The sequence below is a fragment of the Staphylococcus sp. HMSC13A10 genome (genome assembly GCF_001808005.1).
Classification (GTDB): Bacteria; Bacillota; Bacilli; order Staphylococcales; family Staphylococcaceae; genus Staphylococcus; species Staphylococcus pasteuri.
On sequence record NZ_KV791856.1, the window covers coordinates 355,490 to 377,677 of the forward strand.

The 22,188-nt window shown below is 31.0% G+C and carries 21 protein-coding genes and 1 pseudogene; 2 read left to right on the forward strand and 20 right to left on the reverse strand.

Annotation, left to right across the window (positions count from 1 at the left end):
- Positions 1–132: 132 nt before the first annotated feature.
- Both HMPREF3125_RS06280 and HMPREF3125_RS06285 read right to left on the reverse strand, forming a co-directional pair.
- Entirely contained in the window at positions 133–1,143 is a 1,011-nt protein-coding gene (locus tag HMPREF3125_RS06280) for an inorganic phosphate transporter (RefSeq protein ID WP_017637227.1), read from the reverse strand.
- A 14-nt stretch (positions 1,144–1,157) separates the two neighbouring features.
- Positions 1,158–1,775: a DUF47 domain-containing protein gene (locus HMPREF3125_RS06285; protein WP_017637226.1), complete on the reverse strand. Its 618-nt coding sequence runs from the start codon at positions 1,773–1,775 to the stop codon at positions 1,158–1,160.
- Between the two features lie 429 nt (positions 1,776–2,204).
- On the opposite strand from HMPREF3125_RS06285, the gene HMPREF3125_RS06290 reads away from it, so the two are divergent.
- Positions 2,205–2,594, forward strand: a complete 390-nt coding sequence (locus HMPREF3125_RS06290; RefSeq protein WP_070452566.1) for a DUF1398 domain-containing protein — start codon at positions 2,205–2,207, stop codon at positions 2,592–2,594.
- A gap of 75 nt (positions 2,595–2,669) precedes the next feature.
- On the opposite strand, the gene HMPREF3125_RS06295 is transcribed toward HMPREF3125_RS06290, so the two are convergent.
- From HMPREF3125_RS06295 to HMPREF3125_RS06315, 5 genes are all read right to left on the reverse strand, one after another.
- Entirely contained in the window at positions 2,670–4,559 is a 1,890-nt protein-coding gene (locus HMPREF3125_RS06295; RefSeq protein ID WP_070452569.1) for an FtsX-like permease family protein, read from the reverse strand.
- Positions 4,549–5,310, reverse strand: coding sequence for an ABC transporter ATP-binding protein (locus HMPREF3125_RS06300; RefSeq protein WP_070452572.1), 762 nt, complete (start codon positions 5,308–5,310; stop codon positions 4,549–4,551). The genes HMPREF3125_RS06295 and HMPREF3125_RS06300 overlap by 11 nt, the downstream gene beginning before the upstream one ends.
- A 192-nt stretch (positions 5,311–5,502) precedes the next feature.
- Positions 5,503–6,543, reverse strand: coding sequence for a sensor histidine kinase (locus HMPREF3125_RS06305; RefSeq protein ID WP_017637222.1), 1,041 nt, complete (start codon positions 6,541–6,543; stop codon positions 5,503–5,505).
- Positions 6,536–7,210 (reverse strand): response regulator transcription factor GraR/ApsR, encoded by a 675-nt coding sequence (graR, locus tag HMPREF3125_RS06310; protein WP_017637221.1) that lies wholly within the window; start codon positions 7,208–7,210, stop codon positions 6,536–6,538. The genes HMPREF3125_RS06305 and graR overlap by 8 nt, the downstream gene beginning before the upstream one ends.
- A 13-nt stretch (positions 7,211–7,223) precedes the next feature.
- A complete protein-coding gene (locus HMPREF3125_RS06315) occupies positions 7,224–8,147 on the reverse strand; it encodes an NAD-dependent epimerase/dehydratase family protein (RefSeq protein ID WP_017637220.1) in 924 nt (307 codons plus the stop codon).
- Positions 8,148–8,271: 124 nt separating this feature from the next.
- On the opposite strand from HMPREF3125_RS06315, the gene HMPREF3125_RS06320 reads away from it, so the two are divergent.
- Entirely contained in the window at positions 8,272–8,778 is a 507-nt protein-coding gene (locus HMPREF3125_RS06320) for a GNAT family N-acetyltransferase (protein WP_046466422.1), read from the forward strand.
- 130 nt (positions 8,779–8,908) lie between these two features.
- Here HMPREF3125_RS06320 and HMPREF3125_RS06325 read toward each other — a convergent pair whose 3' ends face one another.
- From HMPREF3125_RS06325 to HMPREF3125_RS06380, 13 genes and pseudogenes are all read right to left on the reverse strand, one after another.
- Complete coding sequence (locus HMPREF3125_RS06325) at positions 8,909–9,958, reverse strand: alpha/beta hydrolase (RefSeq protein WP_017637218.1); 1,050 nt, start codon at positions 9,956–9,958, stop codon at positions 8,909–8,911.
- A gap of 153 nt (positions 9,959–10,111) precedes the next feature.
- Positions 10,112–11,179, reverse strand: coding sequence for a YkvI family membrane protein (locus tag HMPREF3125_RS06330; RefSeq protein WP_070452575.1), 1,068 nt, complete (start codon positions 11,177–11,179; stop codon positions 10,112–10,114).
- Positions 11,180–11,433: 254 nt separating this feature from the next.
- Positions 11,434–11,934, reverse strand: a complete 501-nt coding sequence (locus HMPREF3125_RS06335) for a hypothetical protein (protein ID WP_017637216.1) — start codon at positions 11,932–11,934, stop codon at positions 11,434–11,436.
- Between the two features lie 115 nt (positions 11,935–12,049).
- Positions 12,050–12,412, reverse strand: a complete 363-nt coding sequence (gene dhaM, locus HMPREF3125_RS06340; RefSeq protein ID WP_017637215.1) for a dihydroxyacetone kinase phosphoryl donor subunit DhaM — start codon at positions 12,410–12,412, stop codon at positions 12,050–12,052.
- Entirely contained in the window at positions 12,412–12,990 is a 579-nt protein-coding gene (gene dhaL, locus HMPREF3125_RS06345) for a dihydroxyacetone kinase subunit DhaL (RefSeq protein WP_017637214.1), read from the reverse strand. The genes dhaM and dhaL overlap by 1 nt, the downstream gene beginning before the upstream one ends.
- 29 nt (positions 12,991–13,019) lie before the next feature.
- Positions 13,020–13,988, reverse strand: a complete 969-nt coding sequence (gene dhaK, locus HMPREF3125_RS06350; protein WP_070452578.1) for a dihydroxyacetone kinase subunit DhaK — start codon at positions 13,986–13,988, stop codon at positions 13,020–13,022.
- Positions 13,989–14,104: 116 nt separating this feature from the next.
- On the reverse strand, positions 14,105–15,121 hold the full coding sequence (locus HMPREF3125_RS06355) for a FecCD family ABC transporter permease (RefSeq protein WP_070452581.1): 1,017 nt from the start codon (positions 15,119–15,121) through the stop codon (positions 14,105–14,107).
- Positions 15,118–16,122 (reverse strand): FecCD family ABC transporter permease, encoded by a 1,005-nt coding sequence (locus tag HMPREF3125_RS06360; protein ID WP_026083479.1) that lies wholly within the window; start codon positions 16,120–16,122, stop codon positions 15,118–15,120. The genes HMPREF3125_RS06355 and HMPREF3125_RS06360 overlap by 4 nt, the downstream gene beginning before the upstream one ends.
- A gap of 45 nt (positions 16,123–16,167) precedes the next feature.
- Positions 16,168–16,968, reverse strand: coding sequence for an ABC transporter ATP-binding protein (locus HMPREF3125_RS06365; protein ID WP_017637210.1), 801 nt, complete (start codon positions 16,966–16,968; stop codon positions 16,168–16,170).
- 218 nt (positions 16,969–17,186) lie between these two features.
- The gene (locus HMPREF3125_RS06370) at positions 17,187–18,020 is read right to left on the reverse strand and encodes a YitT family protein (protein WP_070452584.1); all 834 of its coding nucleotides are present in this window, start codon (positions 18,018–18,020) and stop codon (positions 17,187–17,189) included.
- 493 nt (positions 18,021–18,513) lie between these two features.
- A complete protein-coding gene (locus HMPREF3125_RS06375; protein WP_029056420.1) occupies positions 18,514–19,743 on the reverse strand; it encodes a NupC/NupG family nucleoside CNT transporter in 1,230 nt (409 codons plus the stop codon).
- Between the two features lie 310 nt (positions 19,744–20,053).
- Positions 20,054–20,248 (reverse strand): annotated as a pseudogene (locus HMPREF3125_RS13225) (hypothetical protein).
- Positions 20,249–20,292: 44 nt separating this feature from the next.
- Positions 20,293–22,020: an ABC transporter ATP-binding protein gene (locus HMPREF3125_RS06380; RefSeq protein WP_070452587.1), complete on the reverse strand. Its 1,728-nt coding sequence runs from the start codon at positions 22,018–22,020 to the stop codon at positions 20,293–20,295.
- Positions 22,021–22,188: the final 168 nt, after the last annotated feature.

Consider the following 22,188-nt stretch of genomic DNA (forward strand, 5'->3'; position numbering starts at 1 on the left):
AACCTCTTAAAAATTATAAGTATCTATTCAACTATTTTAATTCAATAGGTAGTTTTCAAGTATACAAAAAAGAAGGTTGGAAATATTTTAATGATTATCCCAACCTTCTGATTTATATCGCTATGTTATATATTATTTTAAGAAGAAATGCATAATAAAGTATACAATCGCAGCTAATATAGCTGAAATTGGTAATGTTATTACCCAAGTAATTATCATACGTTGCGCTGTGCTCCATCTAACACCTTTTGCACGGTTTGAAGCACCAACACCTAAGATTGATGAAGAAACAACGTGTGTTGTTGAAAGTGGGAAATGTAATGATGATGCTACGAAAATAGTTAAGGCAGATGATAAGTCAGCTGCTGCACCATTAGCTGGTCTAATTTTCATAATGTTACCACCAACAGTTTTGATGATTTTCCAACCACCTATTGCAGTACCAAGACCCATTGCTGTAGCACATGCCATTTTAACCCATAATGCTGGTTCAACATTAGAACCATTTTGGATATTAGCAACGATTAAAGCTAACGTAATAATACCCATTGATTTCTGAGCGTCATTTGTACCATGTGAAAATGATTGTAACGCTGCTGTAAATATTTGAAGAAATCTAAAGTTACGATTAGTACGTGTTAAGTTAGCGTTTTTAAATACTACTTTAACAATTGAGTACATAATAAAACCAACACAAAATGCAATAACTGGAGACACAATTAATACAATAATAATTTTAGTAAATCCTTGATAATGTAATACTCCAAATGATCCTTCAGATGCAATCGCTGCACCTGCAATTGAACCGATTAATGCGTGTGATGATGAACTTGGAATACCATATAACCAAGTAATTAAGTTCCATGCAATTGCTGCGATAATAGCTGCTAAAACAACGACTAACCCATGTTGTAATTTAAATGGGTCAACGATATCTTTAGTGATTGTACCAGCAACCCCAGTAAATGTTAACGCACCAATAAAGTTCATGACTGCCGCTAATAAAATGGCTGTTCTTGGAGTTAATGCTCTGGTAGATACGGCAGTAGCTACAGCATTGGCTGTATCATGGAAACCATTGATAAAGTCAAATATTAATGAAAATATAACTATAGCTATCGTGACGATTAAAATATATTCCATAAGTGAGGACTCCCTTAGCTATTTTTCATGATTATAGTTTCAAAATTATTCGCGACTGTTTGGCATTTATCTGCAATTTCTTCCATGCTTTGATAAATATCTTTTATTTTAATTAATGTGATTGGATCTGTCTCACTATTGAAGATATGTTTTATAGATTGTCTTAAGATACCGTCACAGTTCGTTTCAAACTCTTTAATATTAATTGAGTGAATACGCATGTGAGATAATTTTTTATCTACTAATAAACCTACAGCAAGTTTCATTTCTGCTACTGCTTTTTGAATATTATCAACAAATTCAGCCATGAATTCATCTGTATATTCAATTGAATACATTTCAAACATTCCTGAAGTTTCTTCCATAGCATCTAATACATCATCAATTGCGTTACATAAAGATAAAATATCTTCACGTTCAATTGGCGTGATAAAAGTCTGGTTTAAATCAGTAATCACTTGATGCATTAATTCGTCACCATGAGATTCGTAAGTTTTGATATTGTCAGAATATGCTTTTAAATCTAAGTGTGTGTTGAAATCCATTTTTCCAAACTCGATTGCAGCACGGTCAAGATTGAAAACCATTTCCTCTAACTGAACCATGAACTTATCTTTTTTCTTACTAAACATTCAAAATCCTCCATTTGAGCGATTGTTACCAATCACATTCATAAATTTTTACTCCATAAGATATGTGGAACACATTTACAATTTTCAGAAAAAAGGAGATTCACTTTTTCATTATGTAAATATTTTGTAAATCATAGTTATAAGCAATGATGTTTGCGTTCAAATAAATTGCGTTTTGTTCCTACTTGAAAATATCACAAAATTTACATAACTACAATTCAATTTACAAATTCTTAACAAATACGCAATTAAAATTTTACATACCTTCTTCATTATGCCCAAAACGGGTATAATGACAATTCCACTTTATAATTTAACGTTTTATATGATGACTTTCAATTATTTTCCATGAACTAATTATGGATCATAAATTTTGCTATTATATTCCTACCATTTTATAATAACAATACTTAACCAAAGGAGACTAAAATGGAATTTACATTAAAAGCGATTCAAGATGCACATAGTAAATATACTGGACCAGATTTTCCAAAGCTATTTAAAGCTTTTAAAGATATGGGGATGACAACAAACATCGTTAACATTCAACAAGGTACATCAACATATGTTAATACCGAGAAACAAACGATTACTACAAATGGTGTTAAAGCGACACATGAAGTGGCAACGTCTTCTCATTCTAGTAGCGTCAAAGATATACTTAAACGTCACCAAAATGGGTATACAGATTTCCCTACTTTTTGTGAAGAAATGGCACAAGCTGGTATATATAAATGGGATATTGATATTAATGCAGGTACTTGTTCATACATTGATTTAAATGAACAAACGATTGTAAGTGAACAAATACCTCAATAGCAATATTAATTATTATATAAAAAGGATTTCATACAGCGTCTTATAAACGGTGTTAATGAAATCCTTTTTTATATTCTATATTGAATGCCTGATTGTTCTTTTTGAATGGTTATATGCTGCCAATGCAAATATAGCATAAATAGCTGTATATACTGCCATGACAATAAAAATTGGTGTTTGGTTTGTAGAACCTAATAATGTCATAAATGCTAGAGAAGCAAAGTAAGCATGTAATAATGCAATCACTAAAGGTAAAGCAAAGTTGAAGAATACTTTAAGTTTTAAACCTTTTGCCATATCTTGATAAGTAAAACCTAATTTCCGTAATATCGAATAATTTTCTATTTCATCTTCAGTTTCATCTATTTGTTTAATATAGATAATACATCCGGCAGCAATTAAAAAAGTAACCCCTAAAAATGATGTAACAAATAATAATACTCCTGTTAAGCTTGAAATTTCACTTGCAGCTTCACTTCTAGTTTCAATATTCTTATCCACATTTTTAACAGCATTTTGTAATTCCGGCATATCTTTTTTATGCTTAATATCAAAACCGTATTGGGATACAATATCTTTTGCTTCAGTATGATTTCTTAAATACTGGTAGTCTTTATCATTCAAAACTAAAGTTGGTCCACCTAAGTCTACATCACTCATGAAATATATTTGATTAATTTCTTTGTATAATTTAACTTTTATCGAGTGTTGTTTTGTACCTAACTTGGTTACACCATGTTTTTTGTATTTCATCATATCGCTGACTTTACCTTCAGGTGCAATAATATCAGTATATCCTTTAGATACTTCAACATTAGGTATATATTTATCACTCGTTACTGCTACTTCATAAGGTTTAGCAATCCCTTTTTCGAACAATTTGTCTTTAAATAATTTGCTGTATACAACTTCCTTATAGTTGTAAAAATGTTTAATATTTTTATTATTTAACTCATAAGCTAACTCATTAGCCTTATCTTTATCTTTTAACGTAACATCATGTGGAGAATTTAGTAATACTTCATTCGTTAACGTACCTCTACTGATAGCTGCAAAACACAATACAGATACTGTTATTGCAGAAATAATAGTCATAACTGTAAGAGAAAATACATTTTTCTTAATACGATACATAATTGGAGCAGTAAACATAACATCATGAATACTTACAGTATCTTGTCTTATCTTTTTAATTGCTTTAAAAATTAACGAAACTGTACTTCTATAGAAGAAATATGCACCAATGACGGTACAAATTAGAATAACAAATGGTTGAATTAAGCCATTAAAATGTTCTACAACTCTGCTAGATAGATAATAACCAAACAAAATCATAATGATACCTAGTATCCCTAAAATTAAATCACCAATAGTAAACTGATTGTGATTAATTTCTCGCTTTGTCATATTTGAAGCTAATTCTGTAATGGAACGTCTTCTTATATAAAGATAACTTTGACTAACAGTCAATATGTACGCAACTAAAATTAATAGAAGTGCTTGTATTATAGCCGATACACTAAAGATAATTGATACGGTGATATTAATTCCAAGTAATCTTAATACAATCATTAACAATATTTTTGATCCAAAGATTCCTATAATAATACCTAAAATAGAAGTAGTTATAAATATAAGCAACTGTTCTATCATAATCATTTGCATAATATTAAATCTAGAAAGACCAATCGTTTGAAACAACGCAAATTCACGTCCACGTCGCTTTAAAAACAATAGATTCGCATATAAAATAAATACGATAATCAGTACAAAAAGAAAATAACTACCTATTTGCGATCCTTCTTTAATAATTGGATAATTTTGTTTTCCATATAAATGATGTGCATATTTTAAAGTGATAAAACTAAAATAAAGGACTACGCTAATTACTAATGAAAATAAATAAATCGCATAATGTGAAAATTTTTGTTGGAAATTTTTAAAAACAATTTCTTTAAAGGTCATAATTCACTCCACCAAGCACACTTTGTGTTCTAATAATCTCATTATAAAATGTCTGTTTATTATCTTCACCTTGGAATATTTCTGTGAATATCCTTCCATCTTTTAACATCACTACACGATTCGAATAACTTGCGGCTACAGGATCATGTGTAACCATAATAATTGTTGTATTAAATAATTCATTCATCTTAGTTAATCTTTTTAATAAGTCTTGCGTACTTTTTGAATCTAACGCTCCTGTTGGCTCATCAGCAAATATAATGGAAGGATTTGTAATAAACGCTCTTGCTGCAGAAGTTCTTTGAATTTGACCGCCTGAAAGTTCAGAAGGATATTTATCACTAACATCCTTAATATTTAAAGCTTCTACAACTTTTTCATACCGTTCCTTCATTTCTTGTTTGGATATTTTCTTAACAGATAGCGGTAGCATAATATTCTCTTTTACTGTTAATGTATGTAAGATATTATAATCTTGGAAAATAAAACCTATTTCCTTTTTACGTATATTAGATAAATCTTTATTAGATAATTTATCCAACGCTTGACCATTTAATTTTATTGATCCTTGTGTAGCATAATCTATAGAGCTAAGTACATTCAATAGCGTTGTCTTGCCAGAGCCTGAAGGACCCATAATCGATATAAATTCGCCCTTATCAACTGACAAATTAATATCATGTAGTATTTCTTGAGAAGAATGTTGATTTCCATATATTTTAGTTAATTGATTTACTTCTAATATTGTCACGTTAACACTCCTAATAATCACTGCTCAATCACATTGCAATGAGGTTGAAACATAAAGTTCTTGTGCTCTGGGAAACTTGATTAACAACGACCCAAAAGCAGGATTTTGCCCCGACCTCTTTTATATTTTCACTTTTATATTATAACGATTCCTTATTACAAATGTACTAATAATGAATAACAAAACGCATGCTTAAAATGACAATGTTGTCACTTCAGACATGCGTTCAATGACTTCATTTTGTTGTGGGAATATGAGACTAAATGTAGTTCCTTTACCTACAACAGAATCTACTTTAATTTCAATACCTAATTGTGATTTAACACTATCCACTAAATATAGCCCCATGCCTGATGACGTCGTCTCATTTCTATTAGCCGTGGACGTATAACCTCTATCAAAGATACGAGGCAAATCTTTTTGGCTAATGCCACGTCCATGATCTTTAATTTCTAGTGTAATATGGTTATCAGTTAATTTACCGCTTATTTCAATCATATTATTTTCACTATATTTCAGTGAATTAGATAAGATTTGTCTTATCATCATTCGGCACCATTTCAAATCTGTATAAACGTTAAAATCATCAGTAAAATTCAATTCAAAACCTATACCTTTTATCTGGCTAATATGTCGTGTTAGTTGAATTTCGTCAATAACCATTCTTTTTAAAGAAACGTAGTCAAAATACATATCTTTATTTTGTGTTTCTAAACGTGTTAAATATAATTGTTTATCTAACATTTCATTGATACGCGACCATTCATATAATAATGCTTGTTTACGTTGAGCATCTTGTTCTTGGTCGATGATTAATTTCAATGCTGTAACAGGTGTTTTAATATCATGAACAAATTCAGTTATACTTTGTTCGTGATTATTGATTTGTACTTGTTGTTCTAAAACCTTATCCTTTTGAGTAGTAATATTACGATATAAATAATCTACTATTTGTTGTTGGAATGGTGTTTCAGCCAAGTCTTTATGTTTAATTTCTTCAATTTCTTTGTTCTTTTCAAAATGCTTCGTCAATCTCGATTCTTTAAAGAAAGTAATGATAATAAATATGATACTCATACCTAAATTAAGCACCACAATATACCATACACTATCAGCAGAAATATCATAATCGATATATGAAATGCCTAGCATAACAAGATTGATAAATACAATCCATATAATCCAATTTATACGTGATTTAAAAAACAACCAAAACCATTTAAAGTTATTCATGAGCCATATACCCTTTACCTACTTTGGTTTCAATAGCACTATCCATCCCAATTTCAGATAGCTTCTTTCTTAATCTATTTACATTAACAGTTAATGTGTTATCACTAACAAAGGCTTCATCGTCCCATAAAGCAGTAATCAATGTATCTCGTGAGACAATTTGATTTCTTTTGTTAACTAACATTTCTAAGATAATCATTTCAGTTTTAGATAAGAAAATGACTTTATCCCCTTTTTGAATACTATCTTTCGATAAATCAACGGTAGCATCTTGCCAGTTTAAAGTACGTTTTTCTTCAACCCCAAATTCATACACTCTGCGATAAACAGCTTGTAATTTAGCAATCAGCACATTAGTATAAAATGGTTTTTGGATATAATCATCTGCACCTAATTCCATACTCATGACTTGGTCCATTGGATTATCACGAGATGATAAAAATAAAATGGGCACGTTAGATACTTGTCTCATTTTTCTACACCAATAAAAACCATCATATTTCGGTAATTGTACGTCTAATATTACTATCTCAGGATTAAATGCTTCAAAAGTATCCATAACATTGCTGAAATCATCTATCCCTACAACATTAAAATCCCATTGCTCTAATTCTTTTTTCAATTCTTGAAACAGTGTGTTATCATCTTCAACTAATAAAATTTGCATACGAATCACCTAATTATTTTGTATATTTGATTTTTTCTCCTGATTGAATACGTCCTTGGAAATGTTTGATACGACAATCTACTTCAAATCCACGCATCATCATTCCTTGTAATGGTGCTTGTACAAAATAATACACAGGCCAAAACATTTTCGGAATGTAATCAAATAGATGTACTAAAACAATTGCATTACCTTTTAATAGACGGAACTCTAATTTCCCTTGTTTCTTCGCATTCGATTTAACTAATCTTCCACCAACTAATTGCAATGTAATTAAATCTTTTTCAGTAATCATTCTTTTTAATATAGCTAAAGGCTTATTTTTATTTTTAACATAAATATAATAATAATCATTACTTTTATAAGTCTTTACAATTGTACCTCTCGTTTTATCAAGCCAATTAAAAAAGTATTCTACAACTTGATTGAGCGTCCATTTTTTAGGAAGCACTATTTTCGTCGCAGTTCTGACATCATCATACTTTGAAACTTGTAACTCAACATTAATATGTGGACGTTTTATTTCTAATTGTGTACGTTCAACAGGCACACCATATGCACCCAAACGTTCAATCGTTTGATTATCATTACGACTTCCTGGTATATATACTAGCTTTTTAACTTGATTTACTGCTGCTGCCCTTCCAAAATTGTCAGCAGCAATTAAATTCAAATCTCGCGCCGTCGCTTGTGTCAATTTTGCAGAGTTTTTAGTTGGATCTAAATAAAAAATAGCTATATCAATATTTTTCATAGATTCAACCACATCTTGATAATTAAAAATATCACTTTGTAGCCAAGTCATATTTGTCGTTGCTTCATGTTCTGGTTTAGGATACTTGGACAATACATATAATTCAGCATCTTCTTCAATAACTGAACTTAAATGTTTCCCAATATATCCTGTTCCGCCTGCTAAAAGTACTTTTGGTTTCATATTTTAACTCCCTTGTGTATAATCTACACTCCAACTGTATTATTGCACGATTTAAAGCAATCTTAACTTATTTATATTATAATATAGAAGTAATCGAAACTTAAATGAATATAGGAGTGTTTTCATGCCTCACGCTATTCGTGAAATTAGTATAAAAGACGTAGATAATTTTATTGAATTACTTACCAAAATTTATGATGAATCTGAATTTACTTTCTACAACCCTGGTGAATACGCACCTACTACTTCTGAAGTTATTAAAAGATTAGAAGATTATATTACTTCTTCATCTAAAGCCATTTATGTTGCTGAAAGTGATGAACAACTTGTTGGCTATGCATTTGTAGGAACAGAAACATATGAACGAACACGCCATGAAGCTATCATCTATTTAGGTGTTAAAAAACTTTATCAACAACATGGTGTTGGACAAGCTTTAATTAATGCAATTGAAGCTTGGTCACTCAACCACAATATCCGCCGTATCGAAGCTACTGTTGTGACAGAAAACGATAGTGCAGTCAATTTGTTTAAAAGTACTGGGTTCCAAATTGAAGGCGAATTAAAGGATAAGTTATTTATTAATAATAAATATTACAATGAATATGTGATGGCCAAAATTTTAAATTAATTCTAATCTTCGTATATTAAATATTATCATAAAACATATTTAAACAACGTAAAGTAAAATTCCATCATGTATAGAAAATACCGTTAAAACACATATTTTAAGTGTTTTAACGGTATTTTCATTATAATAACTATTCACTAAATGGATCTAATTGAACATCTTGGTTTATATTATTGTTTCCATTTGTGTTTGATTCATTGTTACGTTCAACACCTGAAGAAGAAGTATTTCTACTTAAAAATAATAAGACGCGCTTAATATTTTCTTTTGACTCAGGTTTTTCTAAATGAAATTGGTATTGATGATGTAAATGGTGAGACCCATTATAAAATAATGTATCTACTGGTACATCTTTTTCTTTAAGTTTTTTATAAAAATCAATATTTTGACTATAAAAAGGATCTGCATCTCCTACAGATAAGAAAGTTGGTGGATATTTATTAGTCACTTGATTTATTGTGGACATTTGAGATAAATTTTTAAAATTACTTTCCCAATTTGTCATACCAGTATAACTTCTCATAAATAATTGTATTCTCGGAAATTCTGTCGCTTTTACAGTTTTCATATCATAGAAACCACCAAAGAATATCGCTGCTTTAATTTGTGAAGGTTTGAATTCTGGTTCAAATTTCATTTCATCTCTTAATGATTTGTTTGTTTGCATTGCAACATATTGACTAGTTAATTGTGCACCAGCTGAATCACCGCCAATAATCACTTGATCAAAATCAATTGGTAAATCATGTTCATTAGTTTTGATAAATTTAACAGCCTTATTCATTTGTTCAATTGGTGTTGGATATTTATATTGTGGTGCTAAAGCGTAATTGACGTTGACAACAATATAACCTTGTTCAGCAATTTTAGATAATAAAGGATTTTTATATTGTTTATCTCCTGCAATAAAGCCACCACCGTGCATCCAAAAAATAACAGGTAATTTACTATCTTTACTCATGTCTGATGGCATAATAATATCCAATTTACTATTTGGAACACCTTGGCCGTATGAAATATTTTGCAATAATTTAACATTTTTATTATTTATTTGGACTTTTTCTTTATTTTGGTGATTATGTTCTTGATCATAATGTTTTTTTAATAGTAGTCCTATACAAACACTAACGATTAAAATAACACATATCGTAATAAACAACCATTTATGTTTTGCCTTCATGATTGATTGTCCCCTCATAAAACTTTACTTATATTATAAATTAAAATCTTAACTTTATTTAAAAAAGCAATTCATCTTTAATTGAATAAGATGAATTGCTTTTAAGGTTAAATCAATCATATTCAATTGTAAAGTGCATTTACTTTTTTATAATTAAGCAATATGATCTTTATCATCACTTTTACGTTTATAATATTTTACAAGCACTGCAACAACTATAAATAAACCAACAATTCCCATGATGTTGTATAAATAATTAATTAAGTCTGCAAATCCTACGAAACTTAAAATATAAGCAGCAATCATCATGATAATAATAAATAGATGATATTTCTTACTATATGGTTCTGTGAATCGTGCAGCAAATGAATAACATAAACCTAAGATTGTATTGTACATTACAGCTAGCATAATAATAGTTAATACTAAACCAATCCAAGGATTAATTGCATTCGCTAAGTTTAATGTAGGTATCGCAGCATCTTTAATTTTTGGATATTCTGCTTGTAATGCAAAATTAATCAATGCAAGTAAGATTGTGTATACAATACCACCGAATAATGCTCCAGCACCTGATACTTTTCGTTTAGATGCATCACCGCCAATAGCAACAACTGTACTAAATCCTACCGCGAAGGCGAGTCCTCCATATTGGATACCTTTTAAAATACCAAATATAACACTTGGTTTATCTACTGTTTGATTAACATCACTTAATGGCACTGAACCATTAAATAAATAATACACTGCTACTAATACTACTACTATAATTAAAAATGGAGTAACAATTCCTAGAGCTCTTACAATTTTATCGAAATCAAGTAATAGTGTGCCGTAAATGACAACTGTCATTATCAAAGCACCTAGCCAAACAGGAATATGAAAGCTTTCCTGGAATGTTGAACCTGAACCAGCAATCATTGTAACGGCAATTCCAAATAAAAAGAACACAAGAATGTAATCAAATATTTTACTGAATTTTTCACCGAATACATATTGTAGCGTTGATTCATGGTTTGTAGCTTCAAAAGCCGTACCTATTTTAGCTACTTGTCTACCTATAAAACCTAAAATTAAACCTGATAATAATACACCAATATATGACCATAAGCCATACGGTGTGAAGAATTGCATTACTTCTTGACCGGTTGAAAATCCTGCGCCGACTACTATGCCGACATAGGCGAAACCAATTTTGACAGCTTCTTTATTCAGCCCCATGAAAAAATAACCTCCTTCATTTTACACACGTTGAATTATAACGTACTGCTTTTTAATTGCAACCCAATCCATGTAGCTAAAAATAGCTTAAATTCCCAATTTAGACTTTGATATCAAGCATTTTCGGATATTCCCTAAATTCAAATTTTAAATTTTCTAAACATTCAAACAATTTATTTACTATTAAAAAAACCACTGAATTGATTTTACACAATTCAATGGTATTTACAAAAATAAGTCTAAATATTAGATTTTTAACGAGCATCGCGGTGTTGATTTAACTCATTAATATCAACTACTACGTTGTCCATGCGTTTCGCTGTATCTTTTAATACATTACGAGCCACATTATTGTTTGGATCTAATTTAAGAATTCGTTTAGCTATATCAAAAGCCTTTTTATCAGAAATAACAGGCTCTGGAATTGCATGTAGTAACAGCATTTGTAATAAGCTTTTAACTTCATTTCCGTCAGTAAGTTTTATGGATGAATCTGCATGATAATAAGCAGAGTGTAAAGCACCTTCATAGTCACTAAGTGGATAAACAAGAAGTAAAAATGCTAAATCGTGCATTTCAGGTGTTTCTTCCACTTTCATCATATCTAAAATACAAGTATAGAACATCATACTTTCTACTTCATGTGCACTTGAAATATATGCTTCTTCAAATTCCATAAAATCTGTTTCGGACATTAATTGTCTTACTAAATCAAACTCGCCATTCAATACATGTTTTTTTATAAGATGTTGCATGGCAATGTCCTCCTATTAGCCAGATTTTATCGTACATTTAATATTAATCATATCACATATAATCTTAACTTTCATTTCAAAAAATAAAATTCAACTTAATAAATGATAATTTCATTTAAAATGATGTTTGTTTTACTTCATCAAGAGCATCAGACATACTTCCACCTATTGATAATTTAACTGCTGCTGTAAAACTTCCTTCTACTATTGGCGCGTCTACTTTAACAATTTTATATGGCCCATCATACATATCTATAGCCATATCAATATTCATTTCTGATGATCCAATATCATAAAAGCATAATGCATCTTCTTCTAGTCCATTAATTAATTGCTGTACTGTATCAAAAGATGTACCAATATCTCCATTTACACCACCATTAGCTACTACATTAACATCTGATGCCATTTGTTGTAATAATGCTTTAGTGCCATTAGCTATAGCTTCACTATGACTAATGATTACAATTGTCGTCATTATCTTTCATCTCCTATTAATGCATTTAAAACATAAACCATACTTTGTGCGCCCGGATCCATATATCCTTTAGAAGCCTCTTTATAATATGAAGCACGTCCCTTTGTTGCAACCATATCAATAGTCTCGTCTGCAAAACTTTGTAGTCGCTCTAAATTAACTTTTTCGTCTGCTTTAACCGCTTCGAATGTTCGTGCTACAACATCATACATTGTCTTTTCGTTTAGTTCAACCTTGCCACGTTTAGCGATAGCTTCGGTAAATGTTTCAAGTAAAGTTACTAAGTTATCGTGGTCAATATCATCACTAACGACTTCTGCCATTTTAACAAAACTAAACCCGTATAAGGGCCCTGAGGCACCGCCAATATTGGACATTAGTGTCATGCCAGTAGATTTAAATAAATTTTTCATTGAACTGTCGTCTACTTTATCTTTTAAATTTTCGAATCCTCTTAACATATTTACACCATGGTCTCCATCACCAATAGCTCTATCAAGTTCTGTTAATGTATCTTCTTGTTCTTTAAACGTATTTTCTAATTCTAATAAGTGTTGTTTCGTTGTATTGATATCCATTATTAGCCCTCCTTGTCATTTTTTATTGATTAAGCGTTAAAATATCGACTAGTCGTTGGTGCAAGTAATGCTTCTAGGAGTTTTTCAGAATAAGGTACGATTGTGATTGAAAATCCTTGCATATCTAATGATGTCATATAATCTCCCACATACCAATGTTTCACGTTTATATTTTGAGCATCAAAGTATTTTTTGATATATGACGTTGTAATATTCAGTTCAGACAATGGTGTGCCACCCATACCATTGACCATTACGATAACATTCTCAGTCTCAACTTCTTTTAACAATGCATCACCTAAATGCTTCACAATGTCATCAATAGACTCCATTTTTTGACGATGTAGTCCTTTTTCACCATGAATACCAATACCAATTTCAATATCATTTTCATTTATATCGAATCCATATTTACCAGTTGTTGGTACCATTGGTGGTGTTAATGCCATTCCAATACTTTTAATAGTAGGTAAAATATTTTCAACTTTAGATTTAATATCCGCTAACGACTCGCCATTCTCTGATAAATAACTCGCATATTTATGAATGAAGACTGTACCAGCAACTCCACGACGCTGTTCTACATCAGATACAGCAATATCATCCTTAACAACAACCATATCTACATTAATATCTTCCATTTCGGCCATTTCTTGAGCCATTTCAAAATTCATTACATCTCCAGCATAATTTTTAACAATTAATAATACGCCATCACCAGTATCAACATATTTAATAGCTTCTAAAATTTTATCTGGCGTTGGAGAAGTAAATACCTCACCACATACCGCAGCATCAAGCATACCTTGTGCAACATATCCAGCATGTGCAGGTTCATGACCGCTCCCTCCACCTGAAACGAGTGCTACACCTGATGTCTTTTTATCTTTTTTAACAATGATTGTATCTTCAATAATATCTAGCTCAGGATGTGCAATTAAAAATCCATCAAGCATATCACTTAAAAAGTCTTGTTTATCTTTAATTAGTTTCTTCATTGTTAGCCCTCCTTTGTCATTCATGTCTATTATAAATCAACCCTTTTAGAAAACGTTAACAATATACATAACAAAAGAGCGAAGCCTCCTAAAGACTTCACTCTTTTTCACACAATTTATACACTTTTAGTTTTATACATAAGATATAAGAAATAAGGTGCTCCAATAATAGCGACTATAATACCCGCTGGTACGCCAGTTGGTTCTAAAATGACTTTACCAAAAGTATCTGAGAATACTAATAGGAATGCGCCAACTAGTACTGCTATTGGTAAAAATAATTGATGACGTGGACCAACGATTCGTTTAGCTATGTGTGGTCCCATTAATCCAATAAATGATATAGAACCAGCCACTGCAACAGCTACTGAGGAAAGTACGACTGCAACAAAGAATAACACCATACGTTCTTTGCCCACTTTAACGCCTAATCCTTTAGCTACATGTTCGTGTGTATTAATAATATTAAGTTCATTAGATTTATAAAATAAATAAGGTAATATCACAATAATCCATGGTAAAAAGGCAGCGACGAATATCCATTCATCTCCCCATATATTACCTGCAAACCATGTAGCAATAAATTCAGATTGATCTTCATCAAATTTTGACATTAAAGTGATTGAACCACCATATAATGCGGTTTGCATACCTACACCAATTAATACCATACTTGAAGGTGTGACACCATTTCGCTGATTAATACTAAACATAAATATAACTAACGCAGTTGCTACACCACCTATGACACTAATAAGGGGTAATACATAGACAAAATTGTCAGGTTTTATTTGTCCTATCGTAATAAATAAGGCAATAGCAAAACCACCACCAGCATTAATACCTAAGATACCTGGTTCAGCTATTGGATTTTTCGTGACACTTTGAACAATTGCGCCACTCATACTTAAAGCAGCTCCTGCTAAAATAGTAATCAACATTCGGGGCAGTCTAAAATCCACCAAAATGAGTGTATCTGTATAGTCGCCCTGACCAGTCAATATTTTAAAGAATTTACTTACTGGTATATTATATTCACCGGAGGCTACGCTCCACGTACAAGCTAAAAAGACTAATATTACAAACGTAATAAACGTGATGATTTGTTTGCGTCTTAACTTACTGTCTATCATATAGAACGTCCCCCTCTTTTAACTAAATATAAGAAGTAAGGAACGCCAATAAATGAAATAATTGCACCTACAGGCGCGCCACCTAAATATCTTGCTAACATATCAGCTACTAACATTAAAATACCACCTAATAAAGCAGTCAAAGGTAACACTTTAGCATAATCTGTTCCAATTAAAAATCTAACAATATGTGGCACCATTAAACCTACAAATGCAATTTGTCCTACCATTGAAACAGCAACACCAGCAAGTATCATTGATAAAACTAATATCACAACACGAATTACTGTTACATTTTGTCCTAAACCTTTAGCTAAAGATTCTCCCAAGTTTAATATCGTTAATTGTTTACTCATCGTAAGAATAATAAGTAACGCAATTATAATGATAGGCGCAGTCCATATAATTTGAGACCATGTTGTACCTGATACACCACCGGCACTCCAAAATGTAAGAGATTGGTTTAATCTAAATATGAGTGCTACACCTTGACTTAACGCAGTTAACATAGCACTTACAGCTGCACCAGCTAAAATAATACGCATAGGATTAAATCCGTCTTTTCTTGAACGGCCAATCATTAATACAATTGTTCCACCTAATAATGCACCAAGAAATCCTGCAATCATTAGTAATGTAAAAGGAGCTTCTGGATAAAAGGCATATGTCAGTGCTAATCCGAATGAAGCGCCAGAGTTTAATCCAATTAAACTTGGATCTGCCAAACTATTTTTCGTTACGCCTTGAATAACTGCACCTGCAACGGATAAAGCCATACCTACTAATATAGCACCTAAATCTCTAGGTATTCTAATTTCACTTATTACATTGTGTTGTTGGTTTTTTGGATTATAGTTGAAAATTGCATCTATTATAGTTGGAATATTAATTTTGGCATCACCATATAAAATAGATAAAAATAGCGCTATTGCTAGCACTATTATTCCACCTATTAAATAAGAGATAAATTTAACATTGCCCTTTTTGCTTGGATTTGACATTATATTCATACCTTTTCTATATGATTTATATTTATCTATTACTTTTTATGATGAGTATGATTTATTACATAAGTCATAAGTAACTAATAGTGGTTTACCTGTTCTAGGATCTTCACTTAATACAACATCAATGTTAAACACTTGCTCTAAAATGTCTTTAGTTAGTATTTCATTAGTTTCCCCATTAGCTATAATTTCTCCTTTTTTCATAGCAATAAGATGGTCTGAGAAACGGATAGCTTGGTTAATATCATGTAACACCATAATAATGGTACAACCTTGTTCTTCATTTAATTTTTGAACCAATTCTAATATTTCTAATTGATGAGAGATATCTAAATAAGTTGTTGGCTCATCTAAGAAGATAATATCAGTACGTTGTGCTAAAGCCATTGCAATCCACACACGCTGTCTTTGACCACCACTTAAGTCATTGATTGAACGATGTCTAAATTCTGATGTTCCAGTAACATCCAATGCCCAATTAATTTCTTTTTTATCTTCTTCAGATAAACGACCAAAGCCTTTTTGATGTGGAAATCGGCCATATGAAACCAATTCGCCTACTGTTAAACCATCAGCAACTTCTGGTGATTGTGGTAAAATCGCTATTTTTTTAGCGATTTCTTTCGTAGATTGGGAATGAATACTTTCTCCATCTAAATTAATTGATCCATCTTTTACGGATAGTAAACGAGAGAGTGCTTTTAATAAAGTAGACTTTCCACAACCATTTGGTCCTATAATTGATGTCACTTTACCATCAGGAATCTCAACATCTAGATTATTTATAATAGTCGTATCGCCATAACCAATTGTTACTTGTTCACCATTTAAACGACTCATAATTCCCCTACTTTCTAAAAAATTACTTTATATTCAGAAAAGATAACTGTACTTTTATATTTTTAACATCAATGTAATTGATAATCATTATCATAATGGTTATTATAACATTTTCACTATTTTTTGACTAATAAATTCATGATTTATTATAAATTGTCAATTAAAAAAACCACTTTAAGTTAACTAGAATGACTTAAAGCGGTCTTATAAATACTTTTTTATTCGTCTATCAAGAATCCATTTCCATACACATCTCTCACATCATGAATAACAAGGAATGCTTGATGATCAATATTTCTAATGATTTTTTTAGCACGTGATACTTGTGTCTTAGTAATAACTACATAAAGTACATCTTTCTCTTCTCGAGTATAATATCCATGTCCATTTAAAATAGTTAATCCACGACCAACTTGTTCGTCAATCGCTTTAGCCACTTCTTCTGGTTTACTTGAAATAATCGTCATCGCTTTCTTAGTATTTAAACCTTCTATTACATATTCCATGACCTTAGTACCTATATAAAGTGAAATAACTGTAACTAGTGCACGATCTATTGAAATAACAGTTAAAGAAATCACTACTACAATTAAATCGAAAAATAATAAAGCATAAGGTGTACTCACATCTAAATATTTATGTGCAATTCTAGCTAAAATTGTTGTTCCAGCCGTAGTTCCTCCAGCTAAAACAATTACTCCAATACCTAAACCAACACATGAGCCACCAAAAACTGCATTGACAATGACATTGCCTGTTTCAATATGCCAAGAATCAGTTAAACTTAGGAATACAGAAATTAGGAAAGTTGCTACAATGGTCAAATACATACTACGTTTACTTAAAAACTTATATCCTACAACAATTAAAACTGCATTAACTACAAAGTTAACTATGGCTGGAGATAAATGGAAAGCATAATATAAAACAATAGCTAAACCAGTAACGCCACCTTCACCTAAATTACCAGAAATGATAAATGCATTGACGCCTGCTGAAAAAATAAATGATCCAATTATAACTAAGATTAAATCTCTTACTAATCTCTTCAAGCAACCACATCCCTATTATTATTTTTTTATATGATTAACAAAATGTTAGCACACGCACATATCCTCCTACAACACCGCTTCTATAAATAATTCGTATTTTGAGTATTTTATGTTTAAAACCATAATTTTTAAAAGTAAGAAACTTCATTTTAATTACTGAGATGAGTGTGTTAACTAAATTTTAAATTTTCAGAATTTTTAATTTACTTTTCGCTATTTCTTTGTTATACTTACATTAACTTCTTTAGTAAAGAAGTTATCTCCTTTGTGTTGTTTATAGTAACAAAACAAATTTTGCTCGAAGTACTGTAACAGTACCTAGTCCTTACCGTTACAAGTACATTAATATTCATTTCCCATAAAAGCCAAGTATAAGAAGTGTGTCCTCACTTACTATACTTGGCTTTTATCATGATTCCTTATTTTATTTGATATAAAATACACCTCCCATTTTGGAAAGTCATCCCAAAATAGGAGGTGTTATCAATTTATCTTACCAAGCAAATAAACCTACGAATGCAGCTGTTAATAATGAAACTAAAATACCTGCTAATAACATCATAGGAACATATTTTGATACAAAATCTGACGTTTTCTTGTCTACGATACCTTTTAACGTACCGATAATCATACCAATTGTGGAGAAGTTAGCAAATGAAACTAAAAATGTTGAAATGACTGCTTTATGATGTGGTGAAAGTGTGTTAATCGTTTTAGACACTTCACCCATAACTACAAATTCGTTTGTAACGATTTTTTTCGCCATTTGTTGTGCAACTAACCAAGCTTCATCAAAAGGAAGTCCAAGTAATAATGCAAATGGATACATAAATACGCCTAGAATTTGGTTTAAACCAAAGCTACCTTTTAATCCCATTAAATGACCGATGCCACCAGTAATTAAATTAATAAGACGATCGGCTAAATCAGCTAATGCTACGAAACTAATGACAAAAGCAATGATAATTAATACTAACTTTCCTGCTGCTAATACAGAATCACCTAGGAAAGAAAAGAAAGGTTGTTTTTCAATTTCATCATTTTTAATACTGTAAATAATATCTTCTTTTTCATCCACAGTAACTGGATTAAGAATTGATGCAACGATAATTGCATTCACAATGTTTAAAGGAATAGCAGTCAATACTAATTCACCAGGAATCATTTGAACATATGCACCAACAATCGCACCTGAGACTGAACTCATTGACATCATAGCTACAGTTAAGACACGCACTTCATTCATACGTTTCAATTGTTCATTAGACACAGCTAATGCTTCAGTATTACCTAAAAACATCATCTCAATTCCAAAGAATGATTCGAATTTAGGTTGACGTGTAATTTTAGCGAGTAACCAACCAATTGCACCGATTAATTTTGGAAGGATATTAAAATACATTAATATATCGAACAGCGGTACAATTAAAAGAATCGGGAATAAAGCACTTACTGCCATATCCATTTGTTTATTAGAAACAAAACTATTAAATGCAAATCCTGTGCCTTCATTTGCTGATTGTATAACCCAGGAAATTCCATTTGCTGCTGCTTTAATTCCAGTTTTCCCCCATGGGAAGTATATAAAGAACCAAGCTAGGAATAAGTTCAATACGACTAAAATAATAATTGATTTCCATTGTATATTTTTTCGTGATCTTGAAAATAATACTGCTATACCAAGGAAAACAATTAACCCAATGATATTAATCAATAAAAACATCTGACACCCACCTATTTATTTAATTTTCCAAAAAACGTTTTTTGCTAAAGTAACAACTTATTAAATATGTATAACTCTATGACAAAGTGAATTGTCACTCCCAAAACAGAGTATAGATTATTGAATTTATTATACCATTTGTAAAATTGACTTAAAATAAGTATTTTCATTATCAACTTGAATTTTATTAACACATCGTGACATATTATTTGTAGGAATAAGAACTGAAGTTTCCAATAGTAGTGTAAGTTGAGTCATATAAAAATTTTTATACATACGGAATTTCTTTAATTTAGTTTAATGATGTTTATTAAATTACACGAAAGGTCCTTATTTTTTCAAGGTGTTTTCCAATGTATAAATACGTAGTATATATGGCGAGACTCTTGAGGGAACAGGACAAGCTGAAGACTACAGGCTGAAGCTGTCCCCTAAGAAAGCGAGCCGATAATACGAAGTATTATAAATAAAGAAGCCAGTAAATGAGTTTTTTGGATAAACTCATTTACTGGCTATTTTTCTAGGATTTATGTCCCAGCCTCATTAATCTTAATCAGCAAGCTTCTGAGATGTGACAAAGTGTTTATATTTTTCATGTGATGTCATTAATTCACTATGTGTACCTTTACCTGTCACTTGACCTTTATCAATAAAGATAATTTGGCCCGCTTTTTTAATTGTAGAAAGTCTATGTGCAATAACAATTGTTGTACGACCTTCCATCAATGTTTCTAAAGCTTCTTGAATTTTCAACTCCCTCTCACTATCTAAATTAGCTGTAGCCTCATCAAGCAAGAGAATATCTGGATTTTTAACAAAACTACGTGCAATATCAATACGTTGTCTTTGACCACCAGATAGCTTAAGTCCTCGTTCACCAACCAACGTATCATATCCTTCATCAAACTGCATAATAAATTCATGACAGTTCGCTAATTTGGCGTATTTTGTAAGTTCCTCATCAGTTACAGTGCGATTCACACCATATAAAATATTGTCTCTTATAGTACCACTCATCATAGAATTAGATTGCATAACATAACCAATTTTTGTACGCCATTTAGATAATGGAATATCAAAAATACTAGTTCCATTATAAGTAATGTCACCACTTTCTATGTCATACATGCGTTCAATTAAATTAAAAATGGTACTCTTACCAGAACCTGAAGGCCCTACAAATGCACTTACCTGCCCTTGAGGAATATTAAATGAAACGTTGTCTAAGATAGGTTTTACATCATATTTGAAATTGACATTATCAAACGAAATTTCGCCATCATGGATTTCAATATCTTTTGATTCTTCTAGAGCTTCAGTTGGTTCGATAGGTTCTTGCATAATTTCATAAATACGATGACTTGCTCCGACAGCTTTTTTATAATCTGTAATTAATGTTGATAGATTGATTAGAGGCATAGATAATTGTATTACGTAAAAAATCATCGCAATTAAAGTTCCGGCAGTAATAGCGCCTGTCGCGATTTCTAATGCACCAAAGCCAAGAATAATAGCGATTGTTAACAACATCACTACACCAGAAATAGGTTGTACAACAGCAGAAATTTTAGCTTGTTTTAAACCTAATCGATAAATTTCATTTAAATTAGTATGAGCGTTGTCTAATTCGAGCCTTTCCGTATTAGACACTTTAACTAATCTCATTTCAGTTAATACACGACCAAGTAAACCACTAAAGTTAGCAATTTCAGTTTGTGTATTAGTTGAAATTCTCTGCATTACTTTACCTAAAGGAATCATAATAAGTACAAAAATCGGAATTGTAATAAATGTTAATAACGTCATTTTCCAATCCATGATAAATAACATAACTAATGATCCTAATAAAGTTAATACAGAAGGTAATAAATTAGGTAGCTTTTGAGATATAAATTCATTTATCACCTTTGTGTCGTCTGTTAAACGACTCATCAGTTGACCACTTTCGTTCTTATCAAAAAATGGCATTTTTAATTGAATGATATGTTCCCATAATAATGAACGGATATCATAAATCATCTTTTCACCAATTTTACTTAGTAAATATAATCCTACACCACTTAAAATAGCGTTAAGTAAGAAAATACCACCAAAAATGGCTACGAGATTCCAGTTCATAGTGCTTACTGAGAATTTATCTACTAATCTCCCAGTAAATAGAGGAACTAATAATCCGCTCAAACTTCCTAATGAAGTAATAATAACTGCCGCTATGATTAACCCAATTGGCCAAGTGAGCCGTTTAAATAAAAAGAATAAAGGGTTAGTTTGTTTCATAATAATACCTCTTCTATTAAAATTCATATTTCAAATTTTGCTCAATCTTACTAAAACATTCTGACATCCCAAATAATCAGTCTTTATCAATTATAATCAAATATCAAAAATTTTAAATCATACATATACCTCTTAAATAATGTGTATGATAAAATATGTTAGTCGAAA